This window comes from Pseudomonas multiresinivorans, assembly GCF_012971725.1.
Taxonomy (GTDB): Bacteria; Pseudomonadota; Gammaproteobacteria; order Pseudomonadales; family Pseudomonadaceae; genus Pseudomonas; species Pseudomonas multiresinivorans.
Genome location: NZ_CP048833.1, coordinates 746,389 through 763,420 on the forward strand (window position 1 = coordinate 746,389; position 17,032 = coordinate 763,420).

Annotated in this window: 13 protein-coding genes and 1 pseudogene; 9 read left to right on the forward strand and 5 right to left on the reverse strand. The window is 66.6% G+C overall.

What is annotated here, in order from left to right; genetic code table 11:
* Nucleotides 1-12 precede the first annotated feature (12 nt).
* Nucleotides 13-2,985, reverse strand: a complete 2,973-nt coding sequence (locus G4G71_RS03450) for an autotransporter family protein (RefSeq protein ID WP_169935411.1) — start codon at nt 2,983-2,985, stop codon at nt 13-15.
* Between the two features lie 163 nt (nt 2,986-3,148).
* Between G4G71_RS03450 and G4G71_RS03455 the strand changes: the two genes are divergently transcribed.
* Nucleotides 3,149-3,490: a zinc ribbon domain-containing protein YjdM gene (locus tag G4G71_RS03455; RefSeq protein WP_169935412.1), complete on the forward strand. Its 342-nt coding sequence runs from the start codon at nt 3,149-3,151 to the stop codon at nt 3,488-3,490.
* 194 nt (nt 3,491-3,684) lie between these two features.
* On the opposite strand, the gene G4G71_RS03460 is transcribed toward G4G71_RS03455, so the two are convergent.
* The 3 genes from G4G71_RS03460 to G4G71_RS03470 all read right to left on the reverse strand — a co-directional run bounded on the left by G4G71_RS03460 (nt 3,685) and on the right by G4G71_RS03470 (nt 6,858).
* A complete protein-coding gene (locus tag G4G71_RS03460) occupies nt 3,685-4,524 on the reverse strand; it encodes an acyl-CoA thioesterase (protein WP_169935413.1) in 840 nt (279 codons plus the stop codon).
* Between the two features lie 79 nt (nt 4,525-4,603).
* Nucleotides 4,604-5,632 (reverse strand): DUF5924 family protein, encoded by a 1,029-nt coding sequence (locus G4G71_RS03465; protein ID WP_169935414.1) that lies wholly within the window; start codon nt 5,630-5,632, stop codon nt 4,604-4,606.
* A 317-nt stretch (nt 5,633-5,949) separates the two neighbouring features.
* Nucleotides 5,950-6,858, reverse strand: a complete 909-nt coding sequence (locus tag G4G71_RS03470) for a LysR substrate-binding domain-containing protein (RefSeq protein WP_169935415.1) — start codon at nt 6,856-6,858, stop codon at nt 5,950-5,952.
* Nucleotides 6,859-7,061: 203 nt separating this feature from the next.
* Between G4G71_RS03470 and G4G71_RS03475 the strand changes: the two genes are divergently transcribed.
* The 8 genes and pseudogenes from G4G71_RS03475 (at nt 7,062) to G4G71_RS03505 (ending at nt 15,521) form a co-directional block, all read left to right on the forward strand.
* Nucleotides 7,062-7,859, forward strand: a complete 798-nt coding sequence (locus G4G71_RS03475; protein WP_169935416.1) for a carbon-nitrogen hydrolase family protein — start codon at nt 7,062-7,064, stop codon at nt 7,857-7,859.
* Between the two features lie 182 nt (nt 7,860-8,041).
* Nucleotides 8,042-9,535, forward strand: coding sequence for an aldehyde dehydrogenase (locus G4G71_RS03480; RefSeq protein WP_169935417.1), 1,494 nt, complete (start codon nt 8,042-8,044; stop codon nt 9,533-9,535).
* Nucleotides 9,536-9,579: 44 nt separating this feature from the next.
* Nucleotides 9,580-9,695 (forward strand): annotated as a pseudogene (locus tag G4G71_RS30165) (hypothetical protein); the annotation flags it as partial.
* A 12-nt stretch (nt 9,696-9,707) separates the two neighbouring features.
* Entirely contained in the window at nt 9,708-11,090 is a 1,383-nt protein-coding gene (locus G4G71_RS03485; protein ID WP_169935418.1) for an aspartate aminotransferase family protein, read from the forward strand.
* A gap of 223 nt (nt 11,091-11,313) precedes the next feature.
* Nucleotides 11,314-12,360 carry an ABC transporter substrate-binding protein gene (locus tag G4G71_RS03490; RefSeq protein ID WP_169935419.1) on the forward strand — a complete coding sequence of 349 codons (1,047 nt, stop codon included), beginning with the start codon at nt 11,314-11,316 and terminating at the stop codon, nt 12,358-12,360.
* A 69-nt stretch (nt 12,361-12,429) separates the two neighbouring features.
* The gene (locus tag G4G71_RS03495; RefSeq protein ID WP_169935420.1) at nt 12,430-13,821 is read left to right on the forward strand and encodes a purine-cytosine permease family protein; all 1,392 of its coding nucleotides are present in this window, start codon (nt 12,430-12,432) and stop codon (nt 13,819-13,821) included.
* The gene (locus G4G71_RS03500) at nt 13,818-14,930 is read left to right on the forward strand and encodes a class II histone deacetylase (RefSeq protein ID WP_169935421.1); all 1,113 of its coding nucleotides are present in this window, start codon (nt 13,818-13,820) and stop codon (nt 14,928-14,930) included. Before G4G71_RS03495 ends, G4G71_RS03500 begins: the two co-directional genes overlap by 4 nt.
* A 195-nt stretch (nt 14,931-15,125) precedes the next feature.
* Complete coding sequence (locus G4G71_RS03505) at nt 15,126-15,521, forward strand: lysozyme inhibitor LprI family protein (RefSeq protein ID WP_169935422.1); 396 nt, start codon at nt 15,126-15,128, stop codon at nt 15,519-15,521.
* A gap of 181 nt (nt 15,522-15,702) precedes the next feature.
* On the opposite strand, the gene fdhA is transcribed toward G4G71_RS03505, so the two are convergent.
* Complete coding sequence (gene fdhA, locus G4G71_RS03510; RefSeq protein WP_169935423.1) at nt 15,703-16,902, reverse strand: formaldehyde dehydrogenase, glutathione-independent; 1,200 nt, start codon at nt 16,900-16,902, stop codon at nt 15,703-15,705.
* Nucleotides 16,903-17,032 lie beyond the last annotated feature (130 nt).

A 17,032-nucleotide genomic window follows, 5' to 3' on the forward strand; every position in this document is an offset into this window, starting at 1 on the left:
GCGTTGTCCAGGTCAGAACGCCATCTGCCACTGGGCGATCAGCGCGTGGTTCTGCGCGTTGCTGCCCATCTGCCCGCTGTAGCCGATGCCGACGGTATTGCGCGCGGACAGGCCAACGTCGAAGCCGACATCCAGCAGCAGGCTGTTGCGGTCCAGTGCAGTGCCCTGGACGCTGAAGGCATCACCGCCGGCAATGAAGGACTGGCGGGTTTCGCTGTCGATGTCGCCGAAGGTGTGACGCCAGCCCAGGCCCAGACGCGGGGTGAAGCTCATGCCGTTGCTCAGGGTGTCCAGGCGGGCGATGCGCAGGCCCAGGGTGCTGCTCAGGTTGTCCTGGTCCTGGGAGTCGACGTGCAGCGCGGCGGCGCCGCCTTTCTCGTCGTACGAATCGCGCTCGTAGCGCTGGTAGTCCAGGCGCGCGTAAGGCTCGGCGCTCAGGCGGCCGCTGCCCATGGCGTAGCCGGTTTCGGCGAAGGCCTGCCAGCTGTCGGCGTCATAGTCACCTTTGGGGCGATCACTGAAGCCGTCGAACTCGACCCGGCGTTTGCTCTCGCCGTCGTGGCTGCTGTAGGCCGCGCCCAGGCGCACGGCCAGCGGGCCGATCTGGTGCAGCGCGTAGGCGCCCAGGTGCCAGCTGTCGATATCGCCGGAAACACCGCCGCTGCCATCCAGGTCAGTGTGCGAGTAACCGCCGAGCACGCCCAGGCGCCAGTCCGGAGTCAGCGCCCAGTCGGCGCCAAGCAGGGTGCCGCCGGTGTTCTGTTGCAGGTCGCCGTTGTTGTCGTGCTCATCGAGCTTGCCGTGGCTGCCGATGCCCTGCACCCACAGGCGGCCGGCGGCGTCCGGGTCGTTCAGGTTGCGCGCTTCGCTGGGCACGCCAGTGGCGGCAAGCATTGGCGTGTCGCCGCGCTCGGTGGCAGCCAGCAGGCTGCTGCTGCCCAACTGGCGCACGGCGTTGAGCATGGCGCTGCCGACCTGCTGGCTACCGGCGATGGTCGCGGCGGCGAGGCTGGCGTTGCTGGCGCCGGCCAGTTGCTCCAGGGCGGCGGTGGCATTGCCCGCATCGCTGGTGATCAACGCGTTGTACAGCGCGCCGCCGTTCTGGCTCTGCAGCGCGGCGCCGGCGTTGTGGCCGTTGCTGCTGCTGGCCAGGTCGCCGAACTGCACGTCGTTGCGGGTCAGTTGCAGGTCGACGCTGTTGGCGCCGTAGCTGAGTGTCGGGGTGAGGAAGGCGAAGTTGCTCTTCACGTCGGCGAACTGGCCGCTGACGCCGCCGCTAGCGCTGATGACCTGCACACTGCTCTGCCACGGCCAGTTGCCGCTGCCGGCCTGCACGGCGAGGTGCGAGCCAGCGATGCTGGCGGTGCCGTCCACCTGCACGGTGGCGTGGGCGCCGCTGGGCTCCACGCCGAAGGACAGGGTCGAGCCGCTCTGCAGGTTGAGGTTGCCGGTGACGTGGGCAGCGCCCAGGGCCGGCGAGGCGATCAGGGTGCCGGCAACGTTCAGGCCGCCGACACTGCCGCTGCCCGAATAGGTGGCACCCTGGTCGACCTGCAGGGTGCCGAGGATGCTGCCGGTGTTGCTCAGGCTGGCGCCGCTGAAGACTTCGCCGCCTTCGCTGAAGTCGTTCACGCTGGAGAGGGCCCAACTGCCCTGTTTCACGTCCAGCCATTCGAAGTGGGTGCTGTTGCCGAAGCTGCCGCCAGCGGCGTCGTCGAGGGTGACGGTGTCGCGGCCGGTGCCGCCGTCCACCAGGCCTTCGAAGCGGCTGCCGGAGAGCAGGATCAGGCTGTCGTTGCCGCCGCCCATTTCCAGGGCGATGCCATTGCCGCCTTGGATCAGGCCGTCGTTGATCACGGTGTCGTCGAGATCGCCGGAAAGGGTCACGCCGGAGAGTTTTTCGCCGGAGATCGTGCCGTGGTTCTCCAGGTAGGTCTTGCCGAAGCCGCTGTTGCCATTGCCGTCGTCGACCAGGATGCCGCGGTCGACGCTGCGGATGACCGCGCCGGCGTAGTTGATGATGGTGCCGCCACCCATGGCGATGCCTTCGCTGCCGTTGGGAGAGCCGTCCTTCGAGCCGGCTGCGCCGAGGCCTTCGATGATGCCGTGGTTCTCGATGTGGCCGGTGTAGTCGATGTCCACGCCATCGCCGTCGCCGTCCGGCACCAGGCCGTTGTAGGCGCCGCTGATGCGGCCGTAGTTGATCACGGTGCCGTCGCCGTCGGAGCCGAAGCCCGAGCCGTTGCGGCCGATGATCACGCCGTCTTCGTAGTTGATCAGGGTGGCGCCCACATCGGTGGTGATGCCGTGGCGGCCGCCGCTGATCAGGCCGTGGTTTTCCACGTGGCCGCCCGCGGCGCTCTGGAAGTCGATGCCGTCGTTCTTGGTGTCGGCGGTGATCATGTCCGAGCTGCTGATCTCGCCGTAGTTGGTGATGCTCGCGTTGCCGCCGGGGCGAATGGCGTCGTTGCCGTCGCTGTGGATAACCCCACTGGCGCGGTTGATGATCGTAGTGGTCGCGGCGCTCTGCAGCTTGTCCAGGTCCAGCGCCTGGCCGGTGGCCGAGGTGATGCTGCCGGCGTTGTCGATCAGCAGGCTGCCGGCGCTGAACGGATTGTTCATGCGGATGGCGTCGTCGTAGCCGACGATCCGGCCGCCTTCGCGGTTGATGATCTGGTAGAAGCGCGTGGTGCTGTCGCTGCCGGAGGTATCGACCACGCGGCCGGTGCTGGATTGCAGCAGGCCGCTATTGTCGATGACCACGCCGCTGCCGGTGGCTGCGCCCTTGAGGTCGAGGCTCTTGCCGCTGGTGACCAGGCTGCCGGTGCGGGTGACCGTCAGGGTGTCCTGGTTGGCCAGGGTGCGGCTGCTGGTCTGTGCGTCGCTGATGATCGGCGATACCGGAACGGCATGGGCGGTTTCGGCGGCCAGGCTCGCCAGAACGACGGCGATGCTCAGCGCGAGCGGGGAGGGCTTGTGCAGCATGGCAGGGCGTCCTTTTCTTATCGAAGTGGCCGCCTGTTATAGCGATGGATTCTTACGCTTTTGTAACGCTGCTGGCCTTGTGCCTTGCCTGCGTGCCCAGCGGGAAGACGAGAAACCTTATATACTCTGCGGTCTTTTTACCGTTTCCACTGTGAGAACCGCCGTGAGCCAGCTGCCGCCCTGCCCCAAATGCAACTCCGAATACACCTACGAAGACGGCGCCCAGCTGGTCTGCCCCGAGTGCGCCCATGAGTGGTCCGCCGATGCATCCGGCGAGGCCGACGGCGACGCGCGCGTGATCAAGGATTCGGTCGGCAACCTGCTGCAGGACGGCGACACCATCACAGTGATCAAGGACCTCAAGGTCAAGGGCTCGTCCCTGGTGGTGAAGGTCGGCACCAAGGTGAAGAACATTCGCTTGGTGGACGGCGACCACGACATCGACTGCAAGATCGACGGCATCGGCGCGATGAAGCTGAAGTCGGAGTTCGTGAAGAAGGTCTGAGCCTTCCTCGCCTCCATGAAAAAGCCCGGCCATGTGCCGGGCTTTTTGTTGCCTGCCCCTTGCCGCGGGCGGCTTTGTGTAGGAGCGAGCTTGCTCGCGAACCGCCCAGCTTCGGTGCATGCCCGGAGCCCTGTTCGCGAGCAAGCTCGCTCCTACAGGTGACCCATGCCCCTTCGAAAAAGGGTCTGAGGCACTTATTCCTTGTAGTAAACGATCTGGTTGCTGGTCGCCAGCAGCGCGCCGGACTCGCTCCAGAGCTGGGCGCTCTGGTCGAAGAAGCCATTGCGGAATTCCTGGGCGCGGGCGTCGCCCAGCAGGTAGCCGGTGCCGACCTCGGCCAGTTGCGCAGCGTCGGTGTGGAAGTAGGTGGTGATCGACACGGTGCCGGCCGGTACCGGCGTGGCGCGGCGCAGCCAGACGCGCGGGTAGAAGATGTCGCTCAGCGCCGCCAGGGACAGGAAGTCCAGCGGGCGCGGTTGTGCATCGCGCATCCAGAGCTGGCTGCGACTGGTCTCGCCAGTGCCGTCCCATTTGGTCGGGAAGGCGCCGGACACCGGACGCATCTCGTATTGCTTGGGCCAGGCCACCCCCTTGGCGGCTGGGCTCATCGGCTCGAAGTCGCTGGCCGGCGCGAGGTTCGGGAAGGGCAGGTCGGTCAGGCTCCAGGTCTCGCGGCGCAGCGCGGTGACCAGGGTGGCGGTGGTGGTGACCTGCTGTTCGCCGGTTTCATCGGCCTGGGTCAGTTGCAGCAGCCAGTGCTGGGTGGAGCGGTTGGTGCGCACCGGGATGGCTTCGACCTGGAAGGCGCCGGCCACGACCGCCGCGGCGTAGTTCACCGTCAGCGACACCGGGTTGCCGAGCAGCTGCGGGTGACGCAGCGCGCCCTGCAGCAGGACCGCAGCGGTCGCGCCGCCGAAGGGGCCGACCATGTTCCAGTAGTCCTGGCTGGTGTGGCCCTCGTAGAGGTTGGCTTGGCCGGCAACGGGTTGCAGGGCCACGGCGCGGTCGAACGGATGCAAGGCGGTATCGGTCATGACTCTCTCGGCGCTTTTTGTTCTCGGGAGAGGCTCTATGTAGAGGAAAGCGCCGAGGCGGGTCAAGGATACCGAGCGGTCAGGGCGTGACCTCGAACCGCAGTGTGCCGATGACTTGCCCGGCTTCGGTGAGCACCTGCACCTGCCACTTGCCGCTGGGGTCGCTGGGGAAGTTCTGCTTGTGCGTCCAGGCGCGGTAGCCGGCTTCGCGGCCGCCCTTGATGTCCAGGGCGATGCGGTCGACTTCCTGGCCGTCCTTGCGCCAGGCGTGATAGATCCGCTCGTTAAGCCCACGCGGTGCGTTGATCGCTGTGTAGGCGTAGAGGCCCTGGCTCTTGATCTGCGCGACGCTGACCGTCTCCAGGCTGTCGCCGGGGGTGCGCTGGGCGTTGTCGAAGCTCTCGGTCACCGCCATCTCGGTCATCCACAGGGTCGACGGCGGCACCCAGGCGCGGGCGAACCAGCCCACCCCGCCGATGGACAGGGTCAGGCCGATGAGGGCGAACCAGCGCCACCATTTGTGGATCTTCACCGTCACCGCGAGGCTCGGGAACGACAGCAGCACGGCGATTCCCAGCGCCGCCTCGTAGCTCTGCGGGGTGCTCAGGTGGAGGATGATCGGCAGCGCGGTGAGCAGCACCGCGAACAGCGTCAGGGTGTGATAGCCGAGGAAGGTCCAGCGCCGCACCGACAGCCACTTGTAGTAGATCGGGTCAGTGATTGCGGCGAGCCCCGCCAGTGTCAGCACGCCAGTGAACAGCGCCTGGCCGCTGTTCCAGGTGGTGGTGACGAAGAAGAACGGCAGGCAGAAGAACAGGCTTTCCTGGTGGATCAACTGGGTCGCGTAGCGCAGCAGGCCCGGCGGGACTTCCCAGCCGAAGCGGCTCTTGAAGCGCTTGGTGAGCAGGTTCTCCAGCATCAGCCAGATCCAGCTGACCAGCATGACGATGGCCATGGCGCGGGCGAAACCGGCGCGGTGGCGGTCGACCATGACGAAGCTGAACACCCCGGAGCAGAAACCGAAGAGGGCGATCAGGCGCGGGTAACGCTGCAGCAGGCCGAGGACCAGGGTGATCAGGCGCTGCACGCGCTCTTTCCAGATGAGCATGGGGAAGATGGGACAACGAAAACGAAAGGGGGCGAGATTGTAACGCCGGATGTCGGTGAGGGGCACGGGGAGTGACGGGAGGGTTGGAGGCTGGGTGTGAGCCCTCTCCCTAACCCTGGCTGCGCGCCCCGCTCCGAAGGGAGAGGGGACTGTTCCGAGCGCGTTGAGGCACTAGTGCTCGCCGGTTGACTGTGAAGTGAGCCGTTGCAGAGGACTGCTCCCTCTCCCTTCAGGGAGAGGGCGGGGGAGAGGGCAAGTCCCTGCGCCGAAGTCGGTTCGCGAGCAAGCTCGCTCCTACGCAGAGCAAAGAGCGGGCGTCAGTGCTTCCCGCTCAACTCCTCCCGCGCGAAATCGACGAACAGCTGCGCCGGCTTGGTCAGCTGGGCGCGCTTGAGCCAGGCGGCGACCAGGCCGGAGGTGCTGACCTCTTCGGCGATGTCCACCGTCACCACCTTCTTGCCGTCGTAAGTGCATTCGGAGTGCGGGCGGGTGACCAGCAGGGAGAAGCCGAAACCCTGGCCGACCATGCCGCGCACCATCTCGATGGAGGGCGAGCTGAAGGCGATGTGCGGGCTGAGCCCCAGCTCCTCGAAAATGCGCACGAAGTAGGTGCGGCTGGGCTGCACGTCCAGCAGGATCATCGGTTCCAGCACCAGGTCGCGCAGGGAGACCTTGTCCTGCTTGGCGAAGCGGTGGTTCTCCGGCAGCAGCGCGTAGGGGCGCTGGGCGGGCATCAACGGGTCGGTGGAGATGGTGGCGTCGAGGTCGTGTTCGTAGAGCAGTGCCAGGTCGAAGCGGCCGGCGGTGAGGCCCTGCACCAGTTCCTGCTGCTCGCCGTCGCTGATGCGGATTTCCACGCCGGGATAGCGCTCGCGGAAGCCCGAGATCAGGCGCGGCAGGTAGAGCGGGGCGACCGTCTCGAAGCAGCCGATGTCGATCTGCCCGGCGACCACGTCGTTGTCGGCCAGGGCGTTCTGCTCGAACTCGTGGGCCATGCGCAGCAGTTCCTGCGCCTTGCGGTAGAAGCGCGCGCCGCTGGGGGTGAGCGACACGCCTTGGGCGTGGTGGCGGATGAACAGCTGCACGCCGAAGCTCTCTTCCAGCCCCTTGATCGCGGTGGAAATGGACGGTTGCGCGATGTACAGCTTGCGCGAGGCTTCAGCCACGCTGCCGCACTCCACGGTGGTCACGAAATACTTCAGTTGCCGCAAGGTATAGGAAGCCACTGCACGCCTCGTTGATGCTTTTTTATACAAGATACCGCGTTGAGCCGGCTGGCGGGGGCGGCCCGTGGCGAAGATTTTCCTCGCCGGGGACCACATTTTTCATGGCCTTGGCCGCCTGCTGCGTCCCTCCGGGCGCGGGCATACTCCTCCCAAACCTGAAATGCACCCTGCAAATCCCGTACACGCGGACTGGAGTAAAGCCCATGCGCATTGCCCTGTGGCAGACCTGCGGACTTCCCGGCGACGTCGCCGGCAACCTTGACCAACTGGAGCACCAGGCCAGCGCGGCCGCCGCAGCCGGCGCACAGCTGCTGCTCTGCCCGGAACTCTGGTTGGGCGGCTACAACGTTCCGCAGCGGATGAACGTGCTGGCCGAAGCGGCGGACGGGCCATCCGCCCGGCGCATCGGCGAGCTGGCGCAGCGCTTCGGTCTGGCCATCGCCTACGGCTACGCCGAACGCCATCCGCAGGGCGGCAAGCCTTACAACTCGGTGCAGGTGATCGGCCCATCCGGCAAGGCCATCGGGCACTACCGCAAGGCGCACCTGTTCGGTGCCATGGAGCGCGAAGTGTTCAGCGCCGGCGATGTGCTGGAAGCTCCGTTCGACTACGCCGGCTGGCGTATCGGCCTGCTGATCTGCTTCGACGTCGAGTACCCCGAGGCGGTGCGCACCCACGCGCTGAACGGCGCCGGGCTGATCCTCATCCCCACCGCGCTGACGCCGGAATACGGCGCGGTTCCGGGCGTGATCGTCCCGGCGCGTGCGGTGGAGAACCAGCTGTTCGTCGCCTACTGCAACCACTGTGGCGTGGAGGATGGGCTGGCCTTCCTCGGCGGCTCCTGCATCGTTGCGCCGGACGGTGAGCGTCTGGCTGCCGCCGGGCCCGCGGAGAGTCTGCTGATCGTCGACCTGGATCCCGAACAGCGCGCTCGCCAGGCCGAGACCTTCCCCTACCTGCCCTGCCGTCGCCCTGAGCTGTACGGTGCGCTGGCCCGCTGAATACGGGCCCTGCAGCGGTGCGCAGGCGTGCACCGCGATGGCGCACCGTGCTCCGGGCTGGTGCGAGACTGCCCAGCTTTTTCATATACCCCGAAGACAAATTTAATAATTTTCCTTGGCAAGGCCTTGGGCGACCATCCAATCCACATTCCAACAACAACGATCCTCTACGGAGTGCCCTGGTGTACGAGCTCAACGATTGGCGGCAGCGTGCTGTCCGGCAGACCTTCATCGACAGCGCGCTGATCGGCGGCCGCCGCGTGGCTGCGCAGGACGGCGCGACCTTCGCGTCCATCGACCCGGCGACCAATCGCCTGCTGGCCAATGTCGCCGCCTGTGGCGCGGCCGAGATCGACGCCGCCGTGCGGGTCGCCCGCCAGGCCTTCGAAACCGGTCCCTGGGCGCGCATGGCGCCGCGTGAGCGCAAGGCTGTGCTGCAGAAGCTCGCCGAGCTGATGATGGCCAGCCGCGACGAACTGGCCCTGCTCGACACCCTGAACATGGGCAAGCCGGTGATGGACGCCTGGAACATCGACGTGCCCGGCGCCGCTGGCGTGTTCTCCTGGTACGCCGAAAGCCTCGACAAGCTCTACGACCAGGTCGCCCCGACCGCGCAGAACGCCCTGGCCACCATCACCCGCACGCCGCTGGGCGTGATCGGCGCCGTGGTGCCGTGGAACTTCCCGCTCGACATGGCCGCCTGGAAGCTGGCGCCCGCGCTGGCCGCCGGCAACTCCGTGGTGCTCAAGCCCGCCGAGCAGTCGCCGTTCTCTGCCCTGCGCCTGGCCGAGCTGGCGCTCGAAGCCGGCATCCCGGAAGGCGTGCTGAACGTCGTGCCGGGCCTGGGCGAAACCGCCGGCAAGGCGCTGGGCCTGCACCCGGATGTGGACGCCCTGGTGTTCACCGGCTCGACCCAGGTCGGCAAGTACTTCATGCAATATTCCGCGCAGTCCAACCTCAAGCAGGTCTGGCTGGAATGCGGCGGCAAGAGCCCGAACCTTGTGTTCGCCGACTGCCGCGACCTCGACCTCGCCGCTGAAAAAGCCGCCTTCGGCATCTTCTTCAACCAGGGCGAAGTCTGCTCGGCCAACTCGCGCCTGCTGGTCGAGCGCTCGATCCACGACGAGTTCGTCGAGCGCCTGATCGCCAAGGCCCGCGACTGGACGCCGGGCGACCCGCTGGACCCGGCCAGCCGCGCCGGCTCCATCGTCGACAACAAGCAGACCGCCGGCATCATGGCCTGCATCGACCGCGCCCAGAGCGACGGCGCGCAGCTCGCCTGCGGTGGCCGCCAGCTGAGCTTCAACGGCTCGGACAACTTCATCGAACCGACGATCTTTACCGGCGTGCGCCCGGAGCAGTCCCTGGCCCGCGACGAAGTGTTCGGCCCGGTGCTTGCAGTCATCCCCTTCGACAGCGAAGAGGAAGCCGTGCGCATGGCCAACGACAGCATCTACGGCCTCGCCGCCTCCCTGTGGAGCGACGACCTGCACCGCGCCCACCGCGTAGCCCGCAAGCTGAACGCCGGCACCGTGTCGGTGAACACCGTGGACGCGCTGGACCCGGCGATTCCCTTCGGGGGCGGCAAGCAGTCCGGCTTCGGTCGCGACCTCTCGCTGCACTCGTTCGACAAGTACACCCAGCTCAAGACCACCTGGTTCCAGCTGCGCGACTGAAGACAAGGCAGGCTGCCGGGTTCGAGCCCGGCGCCTGAGCAACACCCGAATTCCCAACCGAACCGCTCGAGACGGCCGGTGAGACTGCCCAGGTAAGTCCGTCGCCCTCGATCCCCTGAAGACCCCTCAGGCCGGCTGCCGGAGCACCGCCGAGGGATAGAGGAGAAAGTCGATGACCGACAAGACCCGCGCCCCGCGCGACACCCGTGAATACCAGAAAGCCGATGCGGCCCACCACATCCATGCCTTCCTCGACCAGAAGGCGCTGAACGCCGAAGGCCCGCGCGTGATGGTGCGTGGCGAAGGCCTGCACCTCTGGGACAACGACGGCAACAAGTACATCGACGGCATGTCCGGCCTGTGGTGCACCAACCTGGGCTACGGCCGCAAGGACCTGACCGCCGCCGCCACCGCCCAGCTCGACGAGCTGCCGTACTACAACATGTTCTTCCACACCACCCACCCGGCGGTGATCGAACTCTCCGAGACGCTCTTCAGCCTGCTGCCCGACCACTACAGTCACGCGATCTACACCAACTCCGGCTCCGAGGCCAACGAGGTGCTGATCCGTACCGTGCGCCGCTTCTGGCAGATCGAAGGCAAGCCGCAGAAGAAGATCATGATCGGCCGCTGGAACGGCTACCACGGCTCCACCCTGGCGGCCACCGCGCTGGGCGGAATGAAGTTCATGCACGAGATGGGCGGCCTGATCCCGGACATCGCGCACATCGACGAACCCTACTTCTTCGCTGCCGGCGGTGACCTGACCCCGGCCGAGTTCGGCCGTCGCTGCGCGCTGCAGCTGGAAGAGAAGATCCTCGAACTGGGCGCCGACAACGTCGCCGGCTTCATCGCCGAGCCGTTCCAGGGCGCCGGCGGCATGATCTTCCCGCCGGAAAGCTACTGGCCGGAAATCCAACGCATCTGCCGTCAGTACGACGTGCTGCTGTGCGCCGACGAAGTGATCGGCGGCTTCGGCCGTACCGGCGAGTGGTTCGCCCACCAGCACTTCGGCTTCCAGCCCGACACACTGTCCATCGCCAAGGGCCTGACCTCCGGCTACATCCCCATGGGCGGCCTGGTGCTGAGCAAGCGCATCGCCCAGGCGCTGGTGGAAGAGGGCGGCGTGTTCGCCCACGGCCTGACCTACTCCGGCCACCCGGTCGCCGCCGCCGTCGCCGTCGCCAACCTGCGCGCGCTGCGTGACGAGGGCTGGGTGACTGCGGTGAAGAACGACACCGGTCCGTACCTGCAGCAGTGCCTGCGCGAAGTCTTCGGCAACCACCCGCTGGTGGGCGACATCCAGGGTACCGGCTTCGTCGCCGCGCTGCAGTTCGTCCAGGACAAGGCCACCCGCAAGCGCTTCGACAACGAGAACGACATCGCCTGGCGCTGCCGCACCATCGGCTTCGAGGAAGGCGTGATCATCCGCTCCACCCTCGGCCGCATGATCATGGCCCCTGCGCTGGTCGCCGGCCGTGCCGAGATCGACGAGCTGGTCGACAAGACCCGCCGCGCAGTGGATCGCACGGCTCAGGAAATCGGCGTGCTGTAACGCGCTTTTACCTGTAGGAGCGAGCTTGCTCGCGAACGGCGTCCGCAGCGGGGCTGGTTCGCGAGCAAGGACTAGGCGTCCCCCTCGCTCCTACAAAAAAGAACACCAACAACAACGCCGCGAGCGCAAAGACGCCCGCGCGATGGAACCCTTTTGCCCGGCTTCTGGCCGGGGGTACTGCCCAGCAACACAACAACGCCAATCCGGCTGTGGGAGTCGTTCCATGAAAGTGTCCTTGCTCACGCGCATCTCCATCACCTGTGCCCTTGCCGCTGCTGTCGGCAGCGTTCAGGCCCAGTCCCAAAGCATCACCGTCATCTCCTTCGGCGGCGCCACCAAGGCGGCCCAGGAGCAGGCCTACTTCAAGCCCTTCGAGGCCAGTGGCGCCGGCAAGATCGTTGCCGGCGAATACAACGGCGAGATGGCCAAGGTGAAGGCCATGGTCGACGTCGGCAAGGTCACCTGGGACGTGGTCGAGGTGGAAAGCCCCGAGCTGCTGCGCGGCTGCGAGGAAGGCCTGTTCGAGCGCATCGACCCGGCGGCCATCGGCGACGAGAAGAACTTCGTCCCCGGCACCCTCAGCGAGTGCGGCGTGGCCACTTACGTCTGGTCCATGGTCATGGCCTACAACGGCGCGAAGGTCGCCAAGGCCCCGCAGTCCTGGGCCGATTTCTGGAACACCGCCGAATATCCAGGCAAGCGCGGCCTGCGCAAGGGCGCCAAGTACACCCTGGAAATCGCCCTGCTGGCCGATGGCGTGAAGCAGGAAGATATCTACAAGGTGCTCGGCACGAAGGAAGGCGTTGATCGCGCCTTCGCCAAGCTCGACCAGCTCAAGGGCAACATCCAGTGGTGGGAAGCCGGCGCGCAACCGCCGCAGTGGCTGGCCGCCGGCGACGTGGTGATGAGCGCCGCCTACAACGGCCGTATCGCCGCCGCGCAGAAGGAGGGCGTGAAGCTGGGCATCGTCTGGCCGGGCAGCCTGTATGACCCGGAATACTGGGCCGTGGTGAAAGGCACGCCGAACAAGGCGCTGGCCGAGAAGTTCATCGCCTTCGCCAGCCAGCCGCAAACCCAGAAGACCTTCTCCGAGAACATCCCCTACGGCCCCGTGCATAAAGGCACCCTCGACCTGCTGCCGGCGGACGTGCGCGACGCGCTGCCCACCGCGCCGGCCAACCTCGAAGGCGCCCGCTCGGTGGACGCGGCCTTCTGGGTCGACCACGGCGAAGAGCTGGAACAGCGCTTCAACGCCTGGGCCGCTCGCTGATTTTCCTTTCCTGATCCGCGCCCGGCGCTTGCGCCGGGCCTGCCTTGCCAACCACGCGTGAGAAACACAATGACAACGACGCAAAACCAGGCGACGACGCTGGAGCTGAGCACCATCCAGCCCATCGCCGCGCACGAACGACACGGCCGCGCCCGCGACCTCTTCACCATCTGGTTCGGCAGCAACATCATGCTGCTGACCGTGGTCACCGGCGCCCTGGCGGTCACCGTGTTCAAGCTGCCGTTCTTCGCCGCCGTGCTGGCGCTGGTGCTGGGCAACCTGGTGGGCGGCGTGTTCATGGCCCTGCACTCGGCCCAGGGCCCGCAGCTGGGCGTGCCGCAGATGGTGCAGACCCGCGGCCAGTTCGGCTCCTTCGGCTCGCTGCTGGTGGTCGCCCTGGTGGTGATCATGTATCTGGGCTTCTTTGCCTCCAACCTGGTGCTCGGCGGCCAGGCGCTGCACGCACGCTTCGAGGTGATCGGCACCAATACCGGCATCCTGCTGGTGGGCGCGATCAGCGTGATCGCCACGGTGTTCGGCTACCGCCTGATCCACGGCTACACCCGCGTGATGTCCTGGCTGTCCGGCGCGGTGCTGCTGGTCAGCTTCGTCTGGCTGGTGTTCGTCCACGGCCTGCCGGCGGACCTGCTGCAGCGCAACGAGAACAACATCCCCGGCTTCCTCGGCGCGCTGTCCATCGCTGCGCTCTGGCAACTGGCCTACGCGCCCTACGTCTCCGACTACTCGCGCTACATGCCGCAGGGCACCGGTTCGCGCACCGCGTTCTGGTCCAGCTACTGGGGCTGCTGCCTGGGCTCGATCCTGCCGATGCTGCTGGGCGTACTGGTCGGCCTGTCGGTAGGCGAGGGCGACGTCATCGCCGGCCTGATCGAGATGACCGGCGGCTTCAGCGCCATCATGGTTGCGGTGTTCTCCATCGGCATCGCCGCCACCAACTCGATGAACCTGTACTGCGGCACGCTCTCGGCCATCACCGTCGGCCAGACCCTGATTCCCGCCTGGTCGGCCAAGGCCGGCTGGCGCGCGGTGATTGCCCTGGCGCTGTTCGGCGGCTCGCTGACCATCGCCCTGCTCGGCCAGGACAACTTCATGGCCAACTACACCAACTTCATCCTGCTGCTGCTCTACGTGCTGGTGCCGTGGAGCGCGATCAACCTGGTCGACTACTACCTGATCGCCCACGGCGAATACGACGTGCTGTCGTTCTTCCGCCGTGACGGCGGCATCTACGGCACCTTCAACTGGACCGCGGTGAACTGCTACATCCTCGGCATCCTGGTGCAGGTGCCGTTCATGTCCACCGCGCTCTACACCGGCGCTGCGGCTCAGGCCATGAACGGTGCGGACATCTCCTGGGTCGTCGGCCTGGGCGTGGTCTCGCCGGTCTACTGGCTGTTCAGCCGCAAGCGCCAACGCGCCCTCGAGGCGGCCCGCGCATGAGCCGCCGCACCGGGTTCTTCTTCGACGAGCGCTGCTTCTGGCACGCAACCGGTTTGCACGCGCTGATCCTTCCCGTCGGTGGCTGGTTGCAGCCGCCGGTGGGCGGCGGCCACGCCGAGTCGCCGGAGAGCAAGCGCCGGCTGAAAAGCCTGATGGACGTTTCCGGGCTCAGCAGCCAACTGCACCTGTCCAGCGCGCCGCTGGCCAGCGAGGAAGACCTGCTGCGCGTTCACCCGGCGAGCTACCTGGAGCGCTTCAAGGCCTACAGCGAAGTCGGCCACGGCGACATGGGCGAAGAGACCATGGTCAGCCATGGCACCTACGACATCGCCCGGCAGTCAGCCGGCCTGACCATCGCCGCCGTGGATGCGGTGCTGCGTGGCGAGCTGGACAACGCCTACGCGCTGTCCCGCCCGCCGGGTCACCATTGCCTGCCGGATCGCGGCATGGGCTTCTGCTACCTGGCGAACATCGCCGTGGCGGTGGAGACGGCCAAGGCGCGCCACGGCATCCAGCGCGTGGCGGTGCTCGACTGGGACGTGCACCACGGCAACGGCACCGAGGCGATCTTCTATGGCCGCGACGACGTGCTGACCCTGTCGATCCACCAGGCCGACTGCTACCCCACTGGGACTGGCGCGGTGGACGACATCGGCGAAGGCGCGGGCAAGGGCTACAACCTCAACGTGCCGCTCTATCCGGGCAGCGGCGACGACGCTTACCGCGCGACCATGGAAACCCTCATCGTGCCGGCGCTGGAACGCTTCCAGCCCGAGCTGATCGTGGTCGCCAGCGGCTTCGACGCCAACGGAGTGGACCCACTGGCGCGGATGCTCGCCCACAGCGAGACCTTCCGCTTCATGACTGCCGCCGTGCGTGACGCTGCCGAGCACTTGTGCGATGGCAAGCTGGTGGTGGTGCACGAGGGCGGCTACGCGGAAGCCTACGTGCCGTTCTGCGGTCATGCGGTGATCGAGGAAATGGTTGGCGTGCGCACCGAGGTGGTCGATCCCTTCCTGCCGATGCTCGAAGGCCAGCAACCGGACGCGGACTTCCGTGCCTTCCAGCGCCAGGCACTGGAGCGGATGGCGGCGAAGCTGCTGGGCTGAACCCGCGACGAAACGGCGGATAACCGCGAGCGGTTATTCGCCCTACGACAGGGATTCGGTCCCACGTAGGGCGAGTAACGCCCCAGGCGTTATCCGCCGTCGGTCCTGGGCTGAACTTAGGCCTGGGTCCTACAACGCTTTCTTGCTTGAGCGGCTAGAGTGGGGATTCCATCCAAATCAACGGATAGCGTCCCCATGAAGTTGCTGTTCCTTCCCCTCTGCCTGCTGGCCTTTTCCTCCTTCGCCCAGGCCGCTGCCGACTGCGCCGACGCCCAGACCCAGGCGGATATCAACGCCTGCATCGGGTCCGCTTACAAAGCCAGCGACAAGCGCCTCAACGACCTCTACGGGCAGTACCGCCAGCGCCTGGATGCCGGACAGAAGAAAGCCCTGACCGCCGCGCAGAAGGCCTGGCTGAACTACCGCGACCTGAGCTGCAAGTTCGAGACGTCCAGCGTCGAGGGCGGCTCCGGCTACCCGATGGCCTACAGCAATTGCCTGAAGGCCATGACCGATCAGCGCATCAAGGAGCTGCAGACGCTGTCCGACTGCCAGGAAGGCGACTTCAACTGCCCTGCGCCCAAGCACTGACGGCTTTTCTGTAGGAGCGAGCTTGCTCGCGAACAGATGTCCCGGTTGCGCCGGTGCTGGGCAGGTTCGCGAGCAAGCTCGCTCCTACAGGTGCATGCCGGGCGCGCACAAAAAAAGGGAGCCTTGCGGCCCCCTGGAGATACGGCCGCGCTGGGGAGCGCGGCCGGGAGCAGGTGCGCCGTCAGGCGGCGCGGAACAGGTTGTGCGGGTCGATGACGAATTTCTTCGGTACGCCGGCATCGAACTCGCCGTAGCCCTTGGGCGCCTGGTCGAGGGTGATGACTTCCACCCCGACGATGTCGGCGATCTTGATGCGGTCCCACATGATCGCCTGCATCAGCTGGCGGTTGTACTTCATCACCGGGGTCTGGCCGGTGTGGAAGCTGTGCGACTTGGCCCAGCCGAGGCCGAAGCGGATGCTCAGCGCGCCATGCTTGGCGGCGTCGTCCACCGCGCCCGGGTCCTCGGTGACGTAGAGGCCTGGAATACCGATCTTGCCGGCAACCCGAACCACGCCCATCAGCGAGTTCAATACGGTGGCCGGAGCCTCGTGCTGCGAACCCGAATGGCCATGGCCACGGGCCTCGAAGCCCACCGCATCGACTGCGCAGTCTACTTCCGGCTCGCCCAGCAGATCGGCGATCTGCTCGTGCAGCGGGGTGTCCTTGGACAGGTCGGCGATCTCGAAGCCCTGGGCCTTGGCGTGGGCCAGGCGGGTCGGGTTGACGTCACCGACGATGACCACGGCGGCGCCCAGCAGGCGTGCCGAAGCGGCGGCAGCCAGACCAACGGGACCGGCACCGGCGATGTAGACGGTGCTGCCCGGACCGACGCCAGCAGTCACTGCGCCGTGATAGCCGGTGGGCAGGATGTCGGAGAGGCAGGTCAGGTCGCGGATCTTCTCCATCGCCGCGTCGCGGTTGGGCAGCTTCAGCAGGTTGAAGTCGGCGTAGGGCACCAGTACGTATTCCGCCTGGCCGCCGACCCAGCCGCCCATGTCGACATAGCCGTAGGCGCCGCCGGCGCGGGCCGGGTTGACCGTCAGGCAGACGCCGGTGTGCTGCTCCTTGCAGGTGCGGCAGTGGCCGCAGGCGACGTTGAAGGGCACCGAGACCAGGTCACCGATCTTCATGGTTTCCACGCCACGGCCGATCTCGACGACTTCACCGGTGATCTCGTGACCCAGCACCAGGCCTTCGGGCGCAGTGGTGCGACCACGGACCATGTGCTGATCGGAGCCGCAGATGTTGGTGGAGACCACGCGCAGGATCACCCCGTGGTCGATCTGCTTGCCTTGCGGGTCCTGCATCTTCGGATAGGGGATGTTCTGGACCTCGACCTTTCCCGGGCCGAGATAAACCACACCACGATTGCCAGACATACGCATTCCTCATTGTGTTTGTGGGTACAAAGGCGGGCCTTTCGGCGCGCGGTTCTGCACTGGGATGTCGTGTGTTGCGCGACAGGGCCGGTAGGTACTGCTGGCAGCCGGCTGGGCTGTCGGTGTTGCT